Raw genomic sequence first — 22,896 nt, 5'->3', positions numbered from 1 at the left:
CCATTAAACTGCCTTTATCACCCCTAAAAGATCTTTAAGTGATGCTCTAACTGTGGGCGGATTTAAAATACACCGACGCTGCCCGAATCATTATTCCTTTGCTTCTTTTATGTTACCTTGAGTCCGTGTTGAACGAGTACTAAAACGAAAAAGATTCCGGTATTGATCTGGCTGCCGTCGCTCTCAGGCTTGCCGTTTTACAACATCAGACAATACACTGGACCTTACCAACACGCACGCCAATTTAGAAGACTACTTACACTTTATCTCAATAGGCAACCTTGGGCGCAAATCAAGAAGGTGTACATGTATGAACGCTTCACCTCCTAAAGCCATTTGCACTCTTTCAGCCTCTGCGGTCAAAAGAGACAACAACTCATCCGCTTTGATCATGCGCTTTTCATCTGGATGTTGCCATTGACGGTCTTTTGAAAGAGTGACTAGCAAAGCTCCAGCTTTACTAAATTCTGCTGCCATATATTTCCTAACAAGCTGATTTTCTATTGTATCTCGCAAGTCTGTCGCTGTCCGTCCATCACCAAGTTTTAGTTCGATCACCGCTTCGTGCTTCGAAAGAACAGATCGCAACCGTATATCAGTTTCCTTTTCGTCAGCTGTAACAGCCTCCTGGTCCACAGTATAAATCGAGTTTGCCGCATAACTCAGCTCGCGAGAAATCTCCCGACGCATGACCCTCTCGTCTGATATCCCTGCCCAAGCTTCTCTTGGTGACGTGTCACGGAGAAGAAGTTCGTTTAGGTCAGACAACCTATCCTTCAAAATGGCGAACATAGCTTCATTCGTTGAGGCAGGTGCTTCCCCACTTCGATCTAGCTTTTCTGCTTGAGCCTGATCAAATACCTCAGCATCAATCTCTTGCGCCCAACTCTCTTCTGCCACAGCCAAAATGCGGTCCTTGAAATGAGTGCACAAAGGATCTGCGGCCATCTCAAGCTTGGCAGCCAAGCCCTCCTCGCCTTTAGCGTTGAATAATGCCGTTACAATGCTATTGCGTGCCTGTTCCGCATGATCCCGAGTGTCCGGTGAATAGGACCCTTCGTGGTAAGCATCGTCTTTTATTCGAACGTGGCGATAGGCCAAACGAAAAAGTTTCAACAGTAGTTGCGGCGTGAACCGTTCGTCGTTCAAATCGACTCCGTCTTGACGATCACCAAAGAGGCAAGCCAGCCAAGTCACAGCTTCTGATAGCTTTGATGGTTCAACTACATCAATCTGCTCTGCTAGCTTTTCGACACCCGTCTGAGGATCAATTCGCATTAAGGCTGACAACCAAATAAGGCGAAGCGAAAACGGTAATTGTTGTTCCAATCTTTGTAGTGCTCGTTCTTGAAGTCTCTTAATTTCAGTCGCATCGCCGCTCTTCAAAATAATCCGTGTTACTTGTCGAACCCTTTCTGTTATTCCGGTAGTGCTATCAGCGTCACTAATCCAGTCTCCACTTTCATCAAACCAGGATTCGAGTCGTGGTAAAAATAAACGGGTAACCCTCTCAGGCGCATACTCAATTCCTTGAAGTAGGCTAGAATGTCCTCGTTCACCTGAAGGCAAGTTTAGCTCCCACGACAATTCATTTCCGAGCGTCTGATCTACAGCGTTTGGATGAGAGTCTACTAGTGCTTCTATCCACTTAGGCAAACCGTTCAGTTCAATCAGAGCGTATCGCGCAGCTAATTCGGCTTCGACATTGTCGAGTTTAGCTGACCAGTCGGGAGACTCCGCTTCGGCGTAGATCGCGGCCAGACCAAACTGCCAACGTACAAGATATGTATTTCGTTCGCCTTCTGGCCTTTCGCTGGGAAACGTTGGGCGATCATCACGCCATATCTTCATCATCACTCTGCGAAGCTTATCGGCCGTTTCTTGATTGAATTGCTCTTCAATGAATCGCCGGTTCCAACCTGACGATCGACTGTCTTCACCGTCATGACTCATGGTGCGCCACAAGTTCCAAGCAGTGTTCCAGCTTTGCTCCTTCGAAAATGCGTTTTCAGGCTGATTAGCAACCTCTCGCCAAAACAGAACCCAGCTCGCTCGGTTCTTGGCCTTTCGTCGCTCTTCCTGCAACTTTCTTTCAGCTTGCTGTTTTTCCCAACGACGAAGCTCTTTGTCATGTTTCGATGGCTTAAGACAGTCGTCAAGTCTTTGCACAAATAAGGGTTCATCCACTATGAGAGATCTAAGTCCTTCAATGTGTTTTTTCCGTGACTCATTTTCTGGTGAAAGACGGATAGCTGCCTCCAAGAGCATTGCGCGTTCCCTCATATTCCGAGTCGAATCACCAAGAGCTTCTTTAACCCATGACAGATCCCTGTCCGGTCTTAGTTGAATCGTTCTATCGTGAATAGTAATCTCTGCGAGCCGTGCCCAGGGATCTTTGATTTCATGGAGAGACTGCAACAAAGCGTCCTGAATCCAGAAAAGACGCTCATTGTCTGCTGCTTTCAGATTAATCAGCCGTTGATGAAGTGATTTGATCGGTTCATCGTCACAATGGTCTCGGTGGTGTAATCGCAATGCAATTACACCTCCATACAGCCACTGTTCGTCCAGGCCTACACCGAGGCCACGCTCACATGTTGCTGCAAGTGCTCCACTAAGGTGAGGACGTTCACTGACAATATGTGGCCACTCTTTTCGCCATTTTAGCCCCTCTGACACTAGCGTGATGAGACCATCACGAAGCTCCTCAAGGAAAGGGAATTCAAGGGGGGCTTCAGCTATCAGGCGTGGTAATTGCCAACTAAGATCGCCTACATTCCGCTTCTCTCGCTTTATCCAGCGAAGGGTTCGACAAAGTTGCTCAACCGACATGAATTTTGGGAAAAGGGTTAGTATGGCACTGCGTGCTACTCTGTCAGACCAGAGATCATTAGCATCAGCTATCGTGGCAGAAATTATTCCTATTCTCTCGTCAGCAAGGGCTACTAAAGCGTCGATAGCCATTATGCGCTCGACCTCAGGTACAGCAATGTCCTGTGTTATATGAAATACGATATCTGCACAAGCTTTTATGCGACCCGCCTCTATAAGGCTGATGAGGACTTGTCGTACATCTGGATTTTCTACTCCACTGTGCCAAATCCTGTCGATTTCTTCTGCCAAGTCGTTCGACGCAAATCGGTGGACTTGAATGTGAGGCACCTGAAGGCCTCTCCAACCACCAGGTCCATAACGCGTAGCATAGGCGCGAAGAGCTTGATTTCGCTGTTTCTGCGATAGCGACTCTGGATCGCCTTCATCCAGAAGAACAGCAGGCTCATTGTCCCGCAAAAGTTCAAATATACCGTCTTCTTGCAAGGCTAGCCAACCTGCCATTGGTCGCTTGGACGGGCGAACGATTGTGTTACCTTTTGTCTCCGCGAATAGAAGACGTTTGAGGGCTCGAAACGGCATGCCTTGCTTTCTAAGAGCTAATAGCCGTTCCGCAGCAAGATACTCGGTAACAGAGCGATGATGGAACCTCACTCGTCCGTAAGAAGCGAAGCCAAATAACGGACGCTCAAGCAGTGCTTTTCGTTCATTAGGCTGCCAATCTGATAGGATAATCGCAGGATCGAGAGCAGCCTCTTTGTCGATGGCGTCGGACGCTGCACTATGACGAATCGTTATACGGCGTGTCATCTGAACAGCAAGAGCGAGTCGGCTAGCACCTTCAATCGCCTTGTCAACAGATAACTCTGCCAGTTCAGGTCTGTCTTCGCGAGGAAGCAACTTCACACGAACATTAGTAGCAACCTGCTCACGATGAGTTCGGATGCGTTTATGCTCACGCCAGTCAGCACATAACTCAATAAGATCCTGAGGTCTACGAGCAAACTCTAGAGCATTGCGACGACGTAAGTCTTCAAAAAGATGATTAGGATCGCTCACTCCCTGATGTCGACAAAATTGGACGATCTGTTCGTCTGAAAAGGGCATTAAAGCTACAGTTTTCCAATCGGGCGATTGATTTTTGTTTCTGTTGTCGTGTTTATTGCGATGCTCACGCATTGCGATTTTAGCGAATACTTCTTCATCGGAATCTGAAGAGGACGCTGTTGGAACAGGTAGTAAATTTCGAACCAACTGTTCGTCGAAGGGGATTGGCCTTGTCGTGATCACAAAACGGGCCCGATGAAGCTGATCTCCGATACATTTTTTCAGTCGTTTGAGCGCCCGCTCAAATGAACCCATAGTCAATTTTAGTTCGTCAATCGAGTCCAGAAAAAATGTCGCCTCTTCAGACTGTGAAACAAGCCACCTATCCAAACGGCTTTCTTCATCTGCATCTAAAAGACTACGAAGGTCTTCTGTTGCCAACGCGGCCAATTCCAAAAAGAATGCTGGCTCTCCCTCAGCCCAGAGGCGCTCCGATTGTTTACGGCATTCGTAGGTTTTTCCTGCACCTGCCTCGGAAATTATCAGTATGCGTTTTGAACTTAATAAATCATTCCACCCATCTCCTCGTGACCAGCCTAGACTTACCAAAAAAGATTGTTGGTCGGCATCATTAACTTTTCCATCTGGAATATCGTTGAAGGTTCTGTCTATCATGATATCAATACCACCTATCAGACTGGCAATACACGGTCGTCTGTAACTTTCCATGTAAAGTTTGAAAGAGATGTGCTGTCACTTGTTTTAATTTGATCCATTAGATTCTCAATTAATTACTTGTATTTATTGCCACATTGGCATTTCAAGCCAATTATCAGGAAAGCCCATTTTTGAGGTATCAATATTGTGGTTATCTATTAAAGTTTTTAGTCTTGCTTTCCAATGATTATCTGGCGCTATTTTATCCATTAAATAGGCTATCATTGTGAAGGTGTTATATAGCTTGCGAAGGCGTCTGTCTCGATCCTCTAAGATATGTAACGAGCCTAAAAGAATATCTGTGCCTCGCCTAGGTAACATCATTGTTTTGGTAAAATCCCGATTCCATAGCCGTGCATGGTGAGCAGCATGGTTTCTTACCAAAGATAGGTGCTCGCAAAATGAGGTCATGACTTTTTCATCTAAACCATAGGTTCTGCTTATTGCCTGTCGATCACTGCGCTGTTTTACATTCGAAAACCATTTCGACAAATGCCCCATAGTCATTAATTCAACTACAGCCCAAATAGGTGGCATTAACTCTTCATATTTAGAAGTTAAATGCTTGATAAATTCTTCTTTGCTATTGCGAACATCGTTGGATAACTTACTAACGCTAATGCCGTAAATCACTGGATTGAAAAACAACTCCGGTTGAAGATGAGGGTGTGCTGTGCCGTAGTTATGACTTAAATGATAAGCAAGTTGAGTACGAAGCGACACCTCAATACGCTCTATTGCGTCAAGTAGAAGCAGCCTTAACTCCCGGTCAAATATATATATATTCAAGACATCATTGAAGGTAACACCGTCTCGAAATGTGTGTGCCGCATGGTCTTGCTCATAAGGCAGGAAATAGGCTGCGAGTCTGTAATAGTTTAATTGAGAAAGGTAAAACTCTGCTTGAGCGGAATCTTCAATAAAAAGTCCACGAGCTTGCAGCTGCTCCACTTGTACAGCGTAAGTCGTTGGGGGCTTATTATAGGGGACTTTGCGCTGACGGCTCATTTTTTAGAGCCCCAGAAACGAGTAACCCCTCGCGGTGCGCTGTTCCAATGTGAAGCGGGAGGGGTGTTGTTGATGCTGATTATAGCGTCTAATTTATTAGATTCAAGATCTAACAAAGCTAAATTTACTCGTTGTAATACATCTGAACATATAAAGCATTGCTCTAAATTAGTCATTTTGGTCTTATCTTCCTTGACTATATTTGTTTAGTATTAAGTCCTGCGGCCTTTAGTCTCGTGGTTAAATTTCGCATTTTACTGAACTCTGTGCCCAGACTTTGCTTTAACCCCATTTCCTCACAAAACTCTTTCGCCGTGATGTGCTTTAACTCATCAGCAAACTTGATCATTTGCAGGTGTAACTCAGCCGTATACTGATTACGAGGTGCATTAGACAAAGCCAGTTTTATTTGCTCAAAAATCGCTTTATTAGACATTAGTAAGGATTAGATTTTGACCGTTTAGCTAAATTAGCTAAATTAGCTAATTTAGCAACAATATGCAAAGACTATCATCAGAGGATCTAACTAGCGGTTATTTTATGATCGCGAATAGCTGAGTTTTTAGCAGCTCAACAACATATATGTTGTATTTTATGAAAAATGCGAAATTTTTTTACCTTTTAACCTACTGAGTTTTTAAGGAAATAAAATTAATTTCAACTAATACATATAGTTAACGACTTTCGCAAGATCCATTTAGATCCTTGTTTTGCTATAATTTGATCACGTAAAAACTGCTAATGATTCAAGGATTGAATCTGGTTTTACAGTTTCCGTTTAAATTTGGAGGTAAAGCGGATGACGAACAACTATGTTCAAAATACAAGGAAGTACCAAAAATGGATTAAAGAAGGTCGTGGGCAAGGTCAAAAAGAGACCTATAAGCCTTGGCTTACGGTTTTTGATGTGCCTTCAGAAGGAAGAAGCCACCGTATCCCATCATTCAAACTCAAGCGAGAAATTACCGCTTTTTCAAATCTTGAAGCCGCTAGAGTTTATCAACTTGAAAATGATTGCTCAGTCATTGATTACAACGAGCAATATCCTCTCAATCGCGATAAAACACTTGCTATTGCGAACCGACCTGAGTTTGCGTTTGCTCATTCCGGAATAAGAGATTTTCCTATTGTAATGACAACGGATTTTGTAGTTCATTAAGCAGACCGTATCGAAGCCGAGCAAATAAAGCCCACATCAAAGCTTGATAACGACAGAGTGTTAGAAAAGCTCAAAATTGAGCAAGCCTATTGGGAAGAGCAAGGCATTAGATTCCTTATTAAAACAGAGAAGGACTTTCCGCTTGATCTGAGAAAGAACCTGCAATGGCTTCATCAACCACAATGGTACCAAACACCTGATCATTTATTGCGTGCGTTTGCAGCAGAGTTTATGGAACTCTTCACGCGATACCCAAATGATCGGCTCGCCGATATTGCCGAGTACTTAGAGTTTAATACAAAACTGGCTAGGTTACAGGAAGGTAATGGCTTGATGCTTTTACGTCAGCTGTTTGCGAAGCACTATCTTACTTTTGATTTAATGGTCTACTTCACTCGACTCAAAGGTCGAGATATATCATTCAATACAGGCAAAGTTATGCAGGGACGAGTTAGCTAATGTTCCAGATTAATGATGTTTTTAAGATGGGTGACACGTTGTATCGAGTACTCGCTTTGCCTATCGATTATGTTGTCTTATTTAATATGGATGACAAAGGAGCAATGCCCGAAATACATAAACGGAATTGCTTGGAAGAAATGGCATATGATGCTGATTTAATTCGTGCTGAAGATCCATTCCTTGAACACATCACTGCGGCAGAGTTTGCTTCAGATAGCGATAAAGCTATTCGCGATCAAAGATTTAGTGTAATTCAGAATATTGTTGAAGATCCTGAGTTTTTTATTTCATCTCGCCGGAAAGAGTTGTTTAAAGACGCTAAGTCTAAATTTAATAAGCAAGCGAAATTCCTATGGCAGATCTGTCGTTTATATTGGCGAAAAGGTCTCGTGCCTAATGCGCTAATCGGTAAATACTGTAACAGCGGAGCAAGTGGTAAGACGAGAAATTGCAATAAACCACGAGTTTGGAGGGGGAAGGAAGGTACTGGTGATGAGAAGCCTATCGCAGCAGTGACACCTCGAACCCGAGAACATTTTGACACAGTTATAAAAAGGCACTATTTGGCGCAGCGGAAAACATTCGAGCAAACGCACTTAAAATTACAAGCGCTATACCAAACGCTTTACCGCGATATTGCTGACGAGGATATTCCTACAATTAATCAGCTTCGCCAGCACTATCAAATGACTTATATTGAAGTCGAAGTGCTCAAACAACGTATTGATAAGCACAAATATGAAAAGGATGTTAAAGCTAAACGTTCGACTGTTAACACTGAAGTTAACGGTCCAGCTGACATATTTGGTACCGATGCAACCAGAGCAAAAATTCACCTCGTTTCAAAAAAGGATCGTTCGTTAATTGTAGGTAAACCCACGCTCATCCTAGTAAAGGATGTTTTTTCTCGAATGGTAATGGGTTGGTATCTCGGATTTGAAAATCCATCTTATTATTCTAATGTGCTGGCGTTTGCATCAGCAATTTCCGATAAAACCAGTGAATATACCGAAGCAGGATTTGAAACGGTACCTGATGGTTTATTGCCTGTGGCCATATGCCAGAAAATTTCCGGTGATAAAGGGGAGCTTTATACTCACCGTGGAGAAACTTTAAGAAAAAATTTTGGAGTTACGTTCACCACGTCGAGAAGTTATGGCTCTGATGCGAATGGCATTATTGAAAGAGCATTACAAAGCGTCGAGAAAAGCTTTGAACATGATCTGCCTGGAATTGCTCAACCGCCAAAGGCTAAGAAACAAGGCGGAAAAGACAGTCGCTTAGTTGCAAACGTGACGATTGAAGAACTCAGAGAATATGTGCTTGAAGAGATCTTGCTTCACAATCAATTAGCGGATTTATCGAATAGCTATGACCGTGATGATGACATGCCAACAGGTTTACCACTTACGCCAATTTCGCTGTGGCGATGGGGTATAAAAAACCGCATGGGGACTGTGAGAACCGTCTCAAAGAAAAATTTCCTGTTGACTATGTTACCCCGTGGAATGGCTACTGCGTCAGTGAAGGGCTTTTGTTTTGAAGGTTTGTACTTTTGGAGCGAGCGTCTTGAAGAATTAGGATTCTTTGAAAAAAACCGCACAATTGCACCATACGACCAACTTGAGTGCATCTTTGATCCTTCCTCTATGAATAACCTTGTGGTGATTCTACCAGGTAAAAAGCCTGAATTTGTTCAGTGCTATTTATCTGATCGAAGTCGATATTATCGTGACTGTTCATTGCAAGAGGTTAAGGTTTTGCAGCGTGCCAACAGGAAAACCGACGAGAAAACCAAAAAGGAACACAATAACGCTCTCATTATTAGAGAAATACGCAAAGATGAATTTATCAAGGAATTGAAGCGGAAAAAACCGCACAGCCACCTTAAATCTGACGCTGAAAGGCTAAGAGACATTCCCGAAAATCGCAAAGCAGAACTCGCTGAAGAGCGTAGCGAAAGAATGCAAGGCGGTAGCATATTTGAGCCAGTTGAGGGCTCAAAACACCAAGAGCATCAGGATGATGCTTTATATAACCCAGAAGTAGCTGAGCTACTTAAAAACAAAAGGAATTGATGTTATGCACCAAACCGATTTAATACCCAATGTGGGCAGTCACTGGCAAGAGCTGCCAAAAGCCCAGTATCAAATGGACTTATTGCAAGTCTATCAAGGCAATGAGTTGATTGAAGCATTGCCTAAACTGACTAGTGTGTCGGACATGTTAGATCGTCTGATAGGTCCTGATAAGGACTATGGCTCATTTGAAAATCTATCAACGCATGAGCGAGCGCAGTATCTTGTGTCGATGTTGCAAGATTTTTTCTATCCAACAGAGCAACACTTTGAACTAGCTTACAAAATCGATTTGATGATTCGCCAAGGTTACCGCACGCGTAATATTTCAGATGTTCCCTGTATGGAGCAACGAAGTGGTAAAGCGAACCTGCTTTTCGTTAAAGGCTATGCTGGTGAGGGAAAAAGTAAAGCGCTGTCTAGGGTATTGCGTTTGTATGACCAAGTCGTCGTACATCAGAAACTTAATAAAGCGCAGGTCGTATATGTGGCCATGGATTGCCCAGTTGACCCTAGCTTGAAGTCGATATGTTATGCATTGTTCGAAAGTTTACAGCGTGTTAGTAAAACTGATGTTATGAGCAATGCATTTCGTAAGAGAAGTGAACCAGAGCTAAAGTTTGCAGCAAAGTCGGCCTTGGATCTCTTCCATGTGGGGTTAATTGTGATCGACAACATCGAGAATCTGTTCTTGTCGAAGAACGACCCACTCAAATTGATAAGCGAGATCATTTCGTTATCTGCAACTACAAGCGGTCCTATTTTACTATGTGGCAGTGCTGAGTCTGAAAACTTATTCAAGAGCCATGCGAAGGTTACCTTTGATGTGCTGGGAGCCGGCGTTATGGACTGGAAACTTTTGCCACTCACACATAGTGGGAGAGAAGGTAATGAAGTTTCATTTGAAAACTGGGACGCATTTGCTTCAGAGCTCTGGAAGTATCAGGTCGTTAATCAGCGAAAACACCAGATCCCCGATGACTTTAAAAACACGTTGTTTGAGCTTTCTCAGGGGATCCCAAAACTAGCAATTAGTTTGTTCATGGCGACACAGTTAACAGCCCTCTACACTCAGAAAGAAGCTGTAACGAAGGCACTTCTTGAACAGGTTGAGAAAAAAGAGTTTGGTTTGATACGGAGCCAAATACAAGCGTTGAAAAACAACGACGAAACAGCGTTGAGGTCTTTTGAAGGGTTACAGCTTCCTTCGGTCGCTTCTTTAATGTTTAAGTTACAGAAAGAAGCAGAAGTGAAAAAGCATAAAAATGATAACTCGAAGCGATCACAGCTATTCAATGCACTGCTAGAACAATCGGTTAAGACGGATATTGCTAGACAAGCTTCAAACGCTATTTTTAAACAGTTTCCTGATATTTCCGTTGGTGAGGCAGTGGAGAAAGCCGTTACTTGGTTGAATGACAATAAAGAGCAAGTCATTGAAGGGCGTGAGCTTAATCGGCAAATCACGAAGCGGAAAGTTGCTGATAATGATCGCAGTGAAATAGAAGCTGCATTGTCCGAAGCATCTAAAGGCCGCAATGATGTTGATGACAGCTGGTTTAACGAGTGGTAGACGGTAATGCTCAACTTCCCCTATCCATACGAAGATGAGCTAGTTTACAGTATCTTAGCGCGCGCAAGTGCGCACTTTTGTAGCTTCAGCCACAAAGGTTGGCTGGAGCTAACATTAAAAAACCGATGTGCAATTGCTACGATTGAATTCCCTTCTCATTTAGATGAATTGGCCAAACTGTTCTTTTTGGGCGAAATATCTACGACTCAGCTTATTTACCAAAACACATTGTTCCCGCTTTATGCCCCATTTATCCCTGAGGTTAAAAGAAATGCTTGTATTGAATGGATGAGGGGAAAAGCTAACGGAGGCCCTCATTTAGCCACTGGATGGGCTGCGAGCAGAATTCCAAAAATAAATACCATTCGGTATTGCCCAATGTGTCTTAACGAACAAAAAGAATCATACTGGCAGCGTAAACATCAAGTCGTTGGTTTATCTACGTGTGAAAAGCACAACTGCCAATTGGAGTCACTAGATCACTTCAATCATAAGCGGCATCGTCACGAGTTTTATCCGGCATCACGCCATCTACAGTCATTTGCAATCACGTTGGACCAAAATGCTATTGATGAGCGACTTGACTCAGTAATTCAAACGCTACTGGATAGACCGGAGTTACCATCCACTTCCTTCCAACAGTGGACTAATTTCTATCATCATCTCATAGAAGATTGTCGCTGCAATAAAGGTAAATATTGCTGCTATGAAGCGCTAAAGGAACGATTATTAGCCAAATGGCCAAAATCCTGGTTACTTGATAATAACTTGTTCGATTTTTCAAATGAGAATAGCTGGTTACATTGTATTTCTAGGAAGCATAGGAAGTCATTTTCATATCTCGAACACATCGTGTTACTGACCTCACTTTATGACCATCCATTGGATATTAACGAGGTGCTGCACGAAGTAAGTGAAGAGAGGGAAATTTCAAATTGCAGCCAGCCATCCCAAGCTGTTTTGCAGCCTTCAGAAGCGATTGATCGAGCCAAAAGTAATTGGTTAACAAGCGTTATTAAAATTGGCGCAAAGCTCTCGAGGAGGCGACTGGGTGGGCTTTATATGTGGCTATATCGCAATCACCACGATTGGCTAGTAAACGTAAATCAAAGGTACAAGCGAGACATAAATAACAAAACACACAGAGTGCGTTGGGATGCACGCGATTTATCAACTGTGAAGCAACTCATTAGCATTAGAAATGAAGCTGAACTCGATATCAATCTACCCCGCCAATCAAAGCTGTGGTTTATCCAGCAGTTAAACAACAAAGCAACCGTAGAGAAGAAACTAGCTAAATTACCGCTTACAAGTATGTTTTTGGAGCGGTACCAAGAAACCGTTGAGGAATACCAGATTCGCCGGCTCACTCGAACACTATTGGAATATAGCCCAAGGAAGCCAGCAGAATGGCGACTGCTTCGTGAATCTGGCTTAAGTGAAGAACGGATTACTGCTCAAGCAAAAGAATTTATTAAACGTATTTTGTGATGGAGTGTTGAACGTGAATGTATTTGAAATTGAATTAAGATTTTGTGTCGGGGAACGCTCAGTATCAATGGATGACATTGACGATAAGTTGTATGAAGCAGGATTCGGGGATGCATTGGTTGGTCATGGTGGCGAGGGGAAGGTAAGTATTACGTTAAGCCGCACGGCTGCTAGTGAAAGAGCATTAATCAGTAGTGTGCAATTGTTAATAAAGGAAATTTTTCCCAAAGCAACTTGGTTGTAGGAAGTACATACATAAACGAACGCTAAATTCATGGTAGGTTAAATATGAAGCATCAAAAAACTCAGCGTGAAAACACATTTAAAACGGCGCAGCTTAAGAATCCTGGTGTAGATAGGGCGACATCAAGATGTATAAGCAATAAAAAGCTACAAAACATCGACCAGATTTCATTGAGTGATGCGGTTGAGAATGACATTAAACACGAGCGGCTAGATGTTGATGCATTAGTGATTGAACCAGCCAATATTGATGTGCAAAGGCTTAGTGGTTTTGTAAATGTTCCTCAAAACAAGGAAGCGCTGCACCCTGCACGATATTTTGAGGGATTGTATTTGTCTAAGATAACAGGAAAGGGGCTGAGTATTCGAGATGTCATAGATAATCTAGATATATCTGATGAACATTTTTATGATTTTTTGAATGAGAAAGTGAGTGTTGATATAAGCTTCGCAAAGCAGCTGGAGCTCGTCACAGGTATGCCATTCGATTTCTGGTTACGCATTCAAAGCAAGTTTGATGATTCGAATAAAGTTCACAGCATAAAGTGAATTAGTTCATAAGCGATCATGCTGCCGACTATTAGTCACCAGTAGTTAAATATTCACAGAACTAATCATTGAATTTATATGACATAATACCCCAGCCTCCATTTTTCGACTGCTCGAATAACCATCATCTGCATGGCTCATAGGTCACCGAGTAAGAACTTGTTCAAAGTTCTTACAAAAAACACTCCGTTGGTAATATAATATTCGATTAAAAATCAGAAGTTTAACGCAAATTAAAAAGGACTGGGTATGAATAATCAGGGCTGGATTCATTATTGGCGTAATTCTCTTGCCGATGCTGATAGCGCGAAAGGTGTATTAAAAAAGCAAGATCTGAAGAATTATGTGCGTGCTACAACCGACGAGTTCAAAGAAGGTAAACTTAAACCTGATTCTACATTGCTAGAAGATCTGTTTCGCAATGAACCAGAAACCCTTACCGCTGTAGAAATTCATCATCGACCGGTTACCTATTATCTTCGGAAAGTTCATGGCAAAGATTACAGCGGTAATATGCCTAGTGTACTGACACCAATTGTCTGCACTTTATGGGTCAATCGTGAAGGTTTGCTATTTCCCCACACCACACCATTCATACCTCGTGATTTACTTAATCCTCAAGGAAATGACACGTTTACTGTCGCTAACGTCGATAAGCTCGATGAATTCCTGACATCAAATGAACTTCTAGCACAGCCTCCTGAAAGTATTCCAGCCAAATTCGAACAAGAAGAACAGTATCAGAGCCATCAAAAAGATTGGCACAACTACTATGGACTCACCCAAAAACTATTTGCCGATTACTGCGATAGAAACCGAATCGAGCAGTTCTATGAAGACATTGAAAGTGGGGGCTTAGTCAACAAAATTAGCGATTTCTTGGGAGCTTCAAGGCATATATTAAAATTGTACGATAACCTGAGTACTTCAAACACAACCTTGCCTCTGATTGATAGTTTCGCGACAAAAACAGTAACCAACCATGATGAATGTATTGATGTCTCTCAGACGGTGAATTCGCGTTTGGGCCACTCAAATAGTCAATTCCCGCTAGCTAAAGCACAATGTGATGCCTTGGCCCATACCTTAGCCATGCAAGAAGGCGACATTCTTGCAGTAAATGGTCCTCCTGGCACAGGTAAAACAACGTTTGTACTATCGGTAGTCGCGTCACTGTGGGTAGAATCTGCGCTAAAAGAGAGTCAGCCGCCGCTAATCATTGCGGCATCGACTAACAATCAAGCAGTCACCAACATAATTGATGCTTTTGGTAAAGACTTCGATGAAGGCGACGATGAACTATCAGGCCGATGGTTACCCGGCATTTTTAGTTATGGTGGCTACCTACCATCGGCGTATGGAGCATTAGAAGCTGCCAAAAATTATCAAACTAATCATTTCTATGAAAACGTCGAGCAGTTGGATTTTCTCGATCAAGCCCAAGCACATTATTTGGATAGAGCAAAGCAGGCATTTCCACAACAAAATTTTGCTGATGTAACACAAGTTAAAGCGTATCTCCTTGCAGAATTACGCCAACATAAAAACCAGTTAGATCACATCAAAAACAATTGGCATATTTACAACTGCCAATTGAATGACATCCATTCTCTGCTAGGGGATAATCCCCAACAAACATTGGCAGATCAACAACAAGCCGTATCCAATGCAGAAGCATTGAAAGATAACGCCCAAAACCACTTAACTGCTTGGCGAAGCTACCTCGGCAATGAATCTATTTGGTTAACTCTATTTAAGTGGTTGCCGCCAATCAAGAATAAACTTGAACTCCAGCGCAGGAGTTTCATGTTAAACCTTATTGAGCACGATGAAGATCAAATTGAGAATCTGTCATCAGACCAGTTTGAGAGCTTACTCAAGCAAGCATTTTCTAATAAAAGAGCGGATTTTGATGATCAGAAAAACCGTTATCAATCTTGGTTAGAGCATTATCAAGAGTTTGAGAGATCACAACTGAATTGGCTTGATGCTATCAGTGACTTTACTGAAGATTTTCCAGAGCAAACCATTCCACAAATGACCGAGATCGATTCGGTTCTAGATATCACGACCCGTTTTCGAATGTTCCGATTGGCTGTCCATTACTGGGAAGCTTGCTGGTTGCTCAGTTGCCGAAATTTGGGCCAAGATCTGAATAAGCAGGCTCAAAAAACAGGTTTAAAAACGGTTCGTCCTCGCTGGCAACGCCGAATGATGCTCACTCCTTGCATTGTATCAACGTTCCATTCTCTGCCTTCTCATATGACTTACCAGTCTCATGTTGGCAATAATGAATTTGAAACTGACTATCTACTCAATGAAATTGACCTGTTGATTGTTGATGAAGCAGGTCAAGTAGCGCCCGAAGTTGCCGCGGCCTCATTCTCACTAGCCAAAAAAGCATTGGTGATTGGCGATATTTATCAAATCCCGCCGATTAGAAATGTATGTTCATCAATTGACAGGGGTAATTTAAAGCAGCATAGAATTATCAGCTCTGATGATGAATACACAGTCATTCAAGAGGAAGGTCGAAGTGTAGTGACTGGCAGTGTTATGCATGTAGCACAACAAGCAAGCCGATATCACTATATGACGAAAGCTGAGCCTGGAATGTTTTTGCAAGAACATAGACGCTGCTACGATGAACTAATCTCATACTGCAATGACCTTTGTTATCAAGGTATCCTTATCCCTAAGCGAGGAAAAGCGACCGAAGATAGCCTCTACTCTCCTTTCAGTCATTTGCACGTCGACGGTATCGCGGAATCATTTAGCGGCAGTCGACGCAATAAGTTAGAAGCAGAAACTATCGCTGCATGGTTACATGCCAATAAGGTTGAAATAGAAAATTACTACGGCGAGCCACTAGCCAAGTGTGTGGGTGTCATTACTCCATTTTCAGCTCAAGTGAATCAGATCAAGGCCGCGTGTGGAGAGTTCGATATCAAAGCTGGCAAAGGGGAAGAGCAATTAACCGTCGGCACCGTTCACTCTCTTCAAGGTGCTGAACGCAAAATCATTATTTTTTCCCAGGTGTACACCAGACACAACGATGGCGGGTTTATCGATATGGATCCGTCAATGCTCAACGTCGCTGTCTCTAGAGCCAAAGATGCATTCTTGGTGTTTGGTGATTTGGATATCATTGAAGCTGCATCATCATCCTCTCCACGTGGATTACTCGCCAAGTATCTTTTCACTGACGAGCGAAATGAGCTTGAGTTTAGTATTGGTCAACGCCCAGATTTATTACAAATATGTGGTCATCCGAAACTGCTAACCAATGCCGAAGAGCACGATGCGTTCTTATCAAAACTGCTGAGTGAAGTACAACGAAAAATAGATATAGTCTCGCCTTGGTTACTGCTAGACAAACTGCAATCAACAGGGCAGTTAGAACTACTAAAAACAGCCCTGCACAAAGGTGTCCAGATAACCATACACACCGACAGACATTTCAATACCACGGTCGCAAATCACCCAGATAGCAATAAAGTAAAAGCGTTTCAACATTGCTGTGCAACCTTGGTACAGCTTGGTATCGTTATTAATGTGATAAATGGTGTTCATAGTAAGAGTGTTTTTGCTGATGATCGGTATATGGCCGTAGGGTCATTCAATTGGTTTAGTGCGAGCAGAAGCGGAAAATACGTCAATATCGAGACATCATTAATTTATGTCGGTGAGTTAGAGAAGGAGATCAAAACTCAACTAGACTTCTTAAATAGCCGAGGTAGTAACACAAACCAGCTGCCCGTGACGTAAACACAAAGTGTCACTCTTTTGTCCCGAAGTTACTCAAAATCATTTTCAGACAGTTAATTGCTAATTATTCTATTTTAATTAGCAATTATGAAGTAAGTGGCTGCCTCTAACATGAATTTTATTGGGGAAATTTGGAACTGGGAGAGCAAACGATTTTATGAGCAAAAAAGACTGAAAAGCAGTTGTTAAGTCGAACTCAGGTGGACGTTAGAACTTATTCGATTGAAGTTGTCTGATGTTGGATATCTCAACAGGGTTTTTGTTTCCAACTTTGATATATAAAAATTAGAGCCATTTTTGCTCACCCAAATGCTAGCGTTATTTTTGTTTCCGACTTTCCTCTAACCGAACTGTTCGTTACGAACCATAACTCAGGGTTCATAGACGATTTTCGTATCCAACTTTATTCAACATCTACATCTAGAAAAGCGTGAGCCTTCAACTCTTAATTTAATTTTTTATAGCTGGGCTCATATGCAAATGATTGAAAAGGCTTGATATCGATAATATGTCGAAATCAGGCCTTTTTGCTTTTCATGCTTAAGTTTGTATACGTCCTTTTAGCTTAGCTTTTTATCCTTTCGTCGCAATCGCTTCCCAATTCAGCTTACTTCACTTATGTAAATGGTTGTAAAGCAGCCGCTGGGTTCATATGTAACTCTTCTAAAGATTTAACACGTTAGCGAGGCACCATGGCTATTCCGTACTCACTGCTAGATTTAGCGCCTATTTCAGAAGGTTTTGGCGTAAAAGACGCATTAAATAACTCAACGCTGATGGCTAAGGAAGCTGAGCGTAGTGGTTATGAACGAGTGTGGTTAGCCGAGCACCACGGTATGCAAGGCGTAGCCAGTTCAGCGACCTCGGTAGTGTTAACGCATATTGCTAATGCTACCTCTACTATCAAAGTGGGTGCCGGTGGCATTATGCTGCCTAACCATGCGCCTTTGGTCATTGCTGAACAATTTGGCACCTTGGCTGAATTATTTCCCAATCGGATAGAGCTTGGACTAGGTCGCGCACCAGGTACTGATATGGCAACCGCACGAGCGCTTCGTCGTAACCTACAGAGCGATGTAGATAGCTATCCAGAAGATATTCGGGAACTTCAGCATTACCTTGGTACCCCGAAAGAAGGGCAGCCAATTGTTGCAGTGCCTGGGGCGAATACCCACGTACCTTTATGGTTACTTGGCTCAAGCTTGTACAGTGCACAGGTGGCGGCAAAAATGGGGCTGCCTTATTCATTTGCTTCCCACTTTGCGCCCGATGCCTTATTTGATGCTCTCCATGTGTACCGCAGTATGTTTCAACCTTCAGCGCAATTATCAACACCAAAAGCGATGGCGGGCGTAATGGTGGTGATTGCTGAAACTGACGAGGAGGCAGAATGGCTATTCACGTCGGTAAAACAGCAATTTATGAACATGCGACGTGGCCTTAACAAGCCGTTTGCCAAACCTATGCATAACTTCAACGAGTACTGCACGGCGACGGATGAAGCTATGCTATCAAGTGTATTGAGATATGCGTTAGTAGGCTCAAAGGAAACGGTAAAAACAAAGCTCAACAAGTTTATAGAAGCGACACAAATTGATGAAATTATTGTGTCTATACCAATTTACGACATAAATGCTCGATTGCTTAGCGTTAAGACTTTTGCGGAGTTAGCTGGCTAGGACGTGATATCACCAGTTCAGAACAATTGGCTATAACTTCTTCTATGCATTGCTGTCGAATAACCTTATGATACTACTTTAGTATTAATTTCTCGGGTAGTTATAGCAGGTCGTAGAGAATGACAAGGATCATAGCTTTCACTTTATATGCTTTTTTTTCATTGTCGCTGAGCACGGGCTTAGTAATGGCAAAAGAAGTTTATAACGTTGTTATAGTTGAGACTTTACCTGTTCCTATTGTTACCGAGTCACGCATTGAGTTTGAAAAAGAGTTGGCCCGTATTATGCCCAACCATGACATTAACGTGACGACCTACGACGCAGAGGGCTCCGAGCTTCGCGCAAGGGCAATACTCGCCGATTTAGCTAAAGAGCCTACCCCCGACTTAATGGTGTCGGTCGCTACGCTCGCTACCCGGGCGCTTAATGCGTCTAGCGAATTTCTTGAAGTACCAAAACTCTTTATGGCGGTTTCTTCACCTGTTGAAGAAGGTATTGTGCCGGCAATTGGCGCAAGCAGCGATCGCAATATAACAGGTGAGTCACACGTACTCGACGCAAAAGTAAAGCTGGATATGCTGGAGGGGGTGCTTAGAGCCTCTGATCAAAATAAGCCTTTAACCATTGGGCTAATTCACTCAATGTATCCATCTTCAAGCAACTTGGTAAATCAACTGCTTGCGCTTAACGGAAACTATAAGCACATTAATTTGGTCGCTGTCAGCACCCCTTATTTAGAGGGCGATGAAGGGCTCGTGGCGATGACCGATAATATTGTTGAAAAATTGCAGCAAAGCGAAGACAAATTAGACGGCTATTGGCTCTCTTCAGGGCCACTCGCTGAAGCAAATGGACTGGTGGCTAAAGTAAAAGAAAGAACAGGTTTATTCCCTTTATTTGCAGAGAGTATTTCATCTGTGAAAGAGGGGGCGCTCATTGGGGTCGTATCCGAGCCAGTTAGTATAGGGAAATCAGCGGCAAGAAAAGCAAAGTTAATACTTGAGAACAGTTCGGCGAAAGATATGCCTGTTGGAAAAATGGATACGTATACGGTGGCAGTAAATGTTTCTACAGCAATAAAACTACAGCTACCGATCCCTTCAAATTACCTCAAACTCGCGAAAAAACATGTATATCAGTAGGGTCAAATAAAAAGTTAATATGCGGATTAAAACGAAACTATTGATGATATACATTCCAATATTGCTAATTGGAATGGCAGTGACAGGCTACTGGGCTTACTTAACAGCCTATGATTCAGTTCGTGAACGAGAGTATCAGCTTCTTACTCAAACACTCACATTGAACGTAATGGAAATCATAAACGAACGACGTGAATTGCTTATTGAGTCAGGTCTTGAAAACGTGCCTGTGTTCAGGGATGCCTATCAAAAAGAGGTATTTGAAGAGCTAAAGTCCTTACAGCAGGCAACCAACCGACACTTTGCGATAAGTGATAGAAGTACCGAAACCCTTGTTTTTAGCACGATGAAGGCCCCTGTATCGCTAAATGTCGAGGGCGCCAGCATGGCCACCATTGCCAATCGCACCGTGGCGTTTGGAGAGTCTAACGTTAATGACATAGATGTACTTTTTGCGTGTTCAGAATTCAATCCGTGGAACTGGAAGGTGACGGTTTTACAGCCAGCTGAACCTTTGCAGTCTTCTTTGTTTACTATAGCGTGGCTCACTGTTCTCGTTACGCTGTTTGCCGTTGTCACTGTAAGCCTTCTTATGGGGCGCGTAACCCAGATTTTAGTTGTATCGCCCATTGAAAAAATTAAGTCGGCCGCTAGCCGAATTGCAGTAGACCATAAAAAGGTCACCATCGATTTACAGCAAAACGATGAACTCGGAGGCCTTGCGCGGGATGTTGAGGCAATGTCTGGTGAAATAGAGCAGTATGTCGCTCAAGCGCAGCAGGCGAATAGAGCAAAAACCGATTTTCTTGCTGTGATGAGTCACGAGATTCGTACTCCACTAAACGGCATTCAGGGGTTAGCAGCATTGCTGTTAGAAACGCCGCTTTCAGATAAGCAACATCAATATGCAAGTGATTTGAAGTCTTCGGCATCTATTCTTGCAACGGTCATAAACGATGTACTGGATTTGTCTAAAATTGAGTCTGGTATGTCGGAAGTGGACGTTACTGAGTTTGACCTCAATGTTATGCTTAACGAACTCATCACGTTACTTGGGACTAATGCCAGCAGTAACAATACCCGTTTGGTATATACAAGTAAGAACCTTGAGTCTGTGGCGGTAACGAGTGATATCACCAAGCTTCGTCAAATTATTATTAATCTTGTAAGTAATGCCATCAAGTTTACGCATAAAGGTACGGTGAGGATTACCGCAAAGCTTAAGCAGCCGTCAACGGAAACTGTGGGTGAGAACCGTTTGGTTATTGCGGTAAAAGATAGTGGTATTGGCATCGAGCCGGATAGGTTAGAACACATTTTTGATAAGTTCACACAATCTGATTCATCGATTACCCGAGAATACGGGGGGACAGGTCTTGGGCTTGCCATAGCAAGACAGCTTGCTCAGCTACTAGGTGGCGACATCAAAGTCGTAAGCAAGGTAGGCGAAGGCTCGTGTTTTACCGTTACAGCCAATGTACAGTCTCGCTTAAAAGTTGAGTCTTCAACTGATTCCGTGTTGGTAAAGAAGGCTCGTGATGCAAGCTTGCCATCGGGATTGAAAATCTTACTGGCAGAAGATAACGCGATCAATGCAGTAGTAGCACAAGCGCTTCTAGAGCAACTCAATTGTATTGTAGAGCACGTTGACAATGGGCTGAAAGCGGCTGCACGGGTTGAAGAAGGTGGCATTGACGTAGTCTTTATGGATATTCACATGCCAGTTATGGATGGGATAGAAGCCACGAAGCGCATTCGCAAATTAAATGGCGACTTGGGCAAAACGCCGGTGATAGGTTTGACTGCAGAAGCGTTCAAAGAGCGCCATATAGTATTTAAGCAGGCAGGAATGGACGATATTGTAACCAAACCTGTTACTGTTGAAGCGTTACAAGAAAGCTTGGTAAAACTGGCGATTAAGCAAGAAGTCACTGATAATAAGTAGAGTTACTGAGTGTCTTTGTAGATTCCATAAGTGAATGAACGCTTAATGAATAGAGCGCTTAGGTCTGCATTCAATCTTGATGCATAGGATGGCGTGTGCGTTTTAATAAACCAAGTGAATTGAGGCGTCTGCGAATTGCGCTCATAATCGGCGCTGTACTCGTGCTCGTCTTCATGGCCGCTGACTTGTTGTTATTGCCAAGCTCCATGTACCAATTGTACATTTTTGACCGTTTACTTATCCAATTTCCAATCATACTTACAGTCATAGCAATATCCTATTGGCGCAAGTTTATTCAACACAGGGCTATTGTCTTTGCAACGTTGCTTGTCGCTCTTTCATACAGCAATTATTGGCTCATTTGGGTATGTTGGACTGAGCATGATTTTATTTTTCCCTACGAGGGGACTATCTTATATGCCTTCTTTTGTGTTTTTGCGCTCGGTATTCCCTTTAAACTGGCGATAACCGTTAACCTCATTAATATCCTGGGTTTCCTTGGCCTAATGTGGGTAGCGCCTGTTTACGGCGATAGAGTGCCAATTTCTGCGGCATTCGTATCGGGGTCGCTATTTATTTGTGTATATGCTCGCTACCGTTTAGACCGAAGTGTGCAAATGCTAAAACAAACGAACGATAGACTGCTCAAGCTAAGTAAATACGACCCGCTCTCTGACTTACTGAATCGACGTGCTTTAAGAGAGCAAAGCGAAAAACTGTTGGCATTAAGTAAACGGCATAAGGTTTCAATGGCAGTATTGATGCTCGACTTGGACGATTTCAAAAAGTACAACGATGCTTTTGGCCATCAGCAGGGTGATGAAGCAATAAAAATACAGGCGCGCATCATGAAGCAGGTATTTAAGCGGGAAACCGATATACTGGGGCGATATGGCGGCGAAGAGTTTATTATCGTGCTAAGCGATATCAAAAAAGACCAAGTGGCGAAGCACTGTCAGGCGCTTTTAAATGAATGGGAAGAAGCAGCGTTGCAACACGCACAAGATGCGAAGCACCCGCTTGTAAGTTGTTCGATTGGTGTGGTGTTTGCGAAGTCTGTTAATAATTGCTCCATCGACTGGCTTATTGATGAAGCGGATAAAGCGCTTTATGACGCTAAGGAAAGAGGTAAAGCCCAGTTCGTGTTAAAAGAGGCCTAGTTTTACAGAATGAGGGGCGAAACGACGTGCGCCACGCCCACCA

15 protein-coding genes are annotated in these 22,896 nt (G+C 43.0%); 12 read left to right on the top strand and 3 right to left on the bottom strand.

Annotation, left to right across the window (positions count from 1 at the left end; translation table 11 throughout):
* Positions 1–252 precede the first annotated feature (252 nt).
* From GVO62_RS14505 to GVO62_RS14495, 3 genes are all read right to left on the bottom strand, one after another.
* A complete protein-coding gene (locus tag GVO62_RS14505; RefSeq protein WP_159119828.1) occupies positions 253–4,554 on the bottom strand; it encodes an NACHT domain-containing protein in 4,302 nt (1,433 codons plus the stop codon).
* Between the two features lie 126 nt (positions 4,555–4,680).
* Positions 4,681–5,604 carry an Abi family protein gene (locus GVO62_RS14500; protein WP_159119827.1) on the bottom strand — a complete coding sequence of 308 codons (924 nt, stop codon included), beginning with the start codon at positions 5,602–5,604 and terminating at the stop codon, positions 4,681–4,683.
* A 196-nt stretch (positions 5,605–5,800) separates the two neighbouring features.
* Positions 5,801–6,040, bottom strand: a complete 240-nt coding sequence (locus GVO62_RS14495) for an HTH-like domain-containing protein (protein WP_159119826.1) — start codon at positions 6,038–6,040, stop codon at positions 5,801–5,803.
* Between the two features lie 363 nt (positions 6,041–6,403).
* Here GVO62_RS14495 and GVO62_RS14490 point away from each other — a divergent pair, with 363 nt between their 5' ends.
* From GVO62_RS14490 to GVO62_RS14435, 12 genes are all read left to right on the top strand, one after another.
* Positions 6,404–6,763 carry a TnsA endonuclease N-terminal domain-containing protein gene (locus GVO62_RS14490; protein ID WP_159119825.1) on the top strand — a complete coding sequence of 120 codons (360 nt, stop codon included), beginning with the start codon at positions 6,404–6,406 and terminating at the stop codon, positions 6,761–6,763.
* A gap of 9 nt (positions 6,764–6,772) precedes the next feature.
* Positions 6,773–7,222, top strand: coding sequence for a TnsA endonuclease N-terminal domain-containing protein (locus tag GVO62_RS14485; RefSeq protein WP_308469241.1), 450 nt, complete (start codon positions 6,773–6,775; stop codon positions 7,220–7,222).
* On the top strand, positions 7,222–9,303 hold the full coding sequence (locus GVO62_RS14480) for a DDE-type integrase/transposase/recombinase (protein WP_159119823.1): 2,082 nt from the start codon (positions 7,222–7,224) through the stop codon (positions 9,301–9,303). Before GVO62_RS14485 ends, GVO62_RS14480 begins: the two co-directional genes overlap by 1 nt.
* A gap of 4 nt (positions 9,304–9,307) precedes the next feature.
* Positions 9,308–10,876: an ATP-binding protein gene (locus tag GVO62_RS14475; RefSeq protein WP_159119822.1), complete on the top strand. Its 1,569-nt coding sequence runs from the start codon at positions 9,308–9,310 to the stop codon at positions 10,874–10,876.
* Positions 10,877–10,882: 6 nt separating this feature from the next.
* Positions 10,883–12,367, top strand: coding sequence for a TnsD family Tn7-like transposition protein (locus tag GVO62_RS14470; RefSeq protein WP_159119821.1), 1,485 nt, complete (start codon positions 10,883–10,885; stop codon positions 12,365–12,367).
* Between the two features lie 13 nt (positions 12,368–12,380).
* Positions 12,381–12,611, top strand: a complete 231-nt coding sequence (locus GVO62_RS14465; protein WP_159119820.1) for a hypothetical protein — start codon at positions 12,381–12,383, stop codon at positions 12,609–12,611.
* Positions 12,612–12,655: 44 nt separating this feature from the next.
* The gene (locus tag GVO62_RS14460; RefSeq protein WP_159119819.1) at positions 12,656–13,159 is read left to right on the top strand and encodes a helix-turn-helix transcriptional regulator; all 504 of its coding nucleotides are present in this window, start codon (positions 12,656–12,658) and stop codon (positions 13,157–13,159) included.
* A gap of 249 nt (positions 13,160–13,408) precedes the next feature.
* On the top strand, positions 13,409–16,927 hold the full coding sequence (locus GVO62_RS14455; RefSeq protein ID WP_159119818.1) for an AAA domain-containing protein: 3,519 nt from the start codon (positions 13,409–13,411) through the stop codon (positions 16,925–16,927).
* A gap of 692 nt (positions 16,928–17,619) precedes the next feature.
* On the top strand, positions 17,620–18,606 hold the full coding sequence (locus GVO62_RS14450; protein WP_159119817.1) for an LLM class flavin-dependent oxidoreductase: 987 nt from the start codon (positions 17,620–17,622) through the stop codon (positions 18,604–18,606).
* A 185-nt stretch (positions 18,607–18,791) separates the two neighbouring features.
* Positions 18,792–19,748, top strand: coding sequence for an ABC transporter substrate-binding protein (locus tag GVO62_RS14445; RefSeq protein WP_236547168.1), 957 nt, complete (start codon positions 18,792–18,794; stop codon positions 19,746–19,748).
* Positions 19,749–19,767: 19 nt separating this feature from the next.
* Positions 19,768–21,693: an ATP-binding protein gene (locus tag GVO62_RS14440; protein WP_159119815.1), complete on the top strand. Its 1,926-nt coding sequence runs from the start codon at positions 19,768–19,770 to the stop codon at positions 21,691–21,693.
* A 95-nt stretch (positions 21,694–21,788) separates the two neighbouring features.
* A complete protein-coding gene (locus GVO62_RS14435) occupies positions 21,789–22,853 on the top strand; it encodes a sensor domain-containing diguanylate cyclase (protein WP_159119814.1) in 1,065 nt (354 codons plus the stop codon).
* The last annotated feature ends 43 nt before the right edge of the window (positions 22,854–22,896 follow it).

The organism is Alteromonas sp. KUL150 (assembly GCF_009811475.1).
Classification (GTDB): domain Bacteria; phylum Pseudomonadota; class Gammaproteobacteria; order Enterobacterales; family Alteromonadaceae; genus Alteromonas; species Alteromonas gracilis.
This window is presented reverse-complemented; position numbering and strand designations above follow the sequence as displayed.